The organism is Gaiella occulta (assembly GCF_003351045.1).
Taxonomy (GTDB): Bacteria; Actinomycetota; Thermoleophilia; order Gaiellales; family Gaiellaceae; genus Gaiella; species Gaiella occulta.
This window is the reverse complement of sequence record NZ_QQZY01000034.1, coordinates 1-614: the sequence shown is the minus strand read 5'-3', so window position 1 is coordinate 614 and position 614 is coordinate 1. Positions and strand designations below refer to the sequence as shown.

General features: G+C 73.1%; 1 protein-coding gene. It reads left to right on the top strand.

The genetic code is table 11. The annotated features are described in order from the left end of the window. The coding region (locus tag Gocc_RS16470) for an IS1634 family transposase (protein ID WP_422718007.1) at positions 1-614 on the top strand (614 nt) is incomplete at both ends.

The window sequence follows — 614 nt, the reverse complement described above, 5'->3', positions numbered from 1 at the left end:
CTGCGCGGCTGGCGGCTGGGGCGTTGCGTCTGGGTCGTCGATCGCGGCTTCTCCTCGGACGCGAATCTGCGCTACCTGAGCCGCGGCGGCGGCCACTGGATCGCCGGCGAGCGGATGCGCGACGGCTCGGCGGACGCGCAGGCCGCGCTCGCCCGGCCCGGCCGCTACCAGACGGTGCGCGACAACCTGCGCGTCAAGGACGTCCGCCTCGGCGAGGGCGACAGCGCCCGCCGCTTCGTCGTCTGCCACAACCCGGCCGAGGCCGAGCGCGACAAGGTCGAGCGAGACACCCAGCTCGCCCGGCTCGAGGCGGAGCTCGCCCGGATCGAGGCGGCACGCGCGAAGGCGAAGACGACGAAGGCGCAGGCGGCGCACACGCGGGCCGAGTGCGCGCTCAGGGACCACCCGACCCTCTCGCGCTACCTGCGCCAGACCGCGAGCGGCCGCCTCCAGATCGACCGTGGCAAGATCGCCGCCGAGGAGCGCCTGGACGGCAAATACCTGCTCTCCAGCTCGGACCCCGACCTGAGCGCGGAGGAGATCGCGCTCGGCTACAAGAACCTGCGCGAAGCCGAACGCTCCTTCCGCGACCTGAAGACCACCTTGGAGCTGCG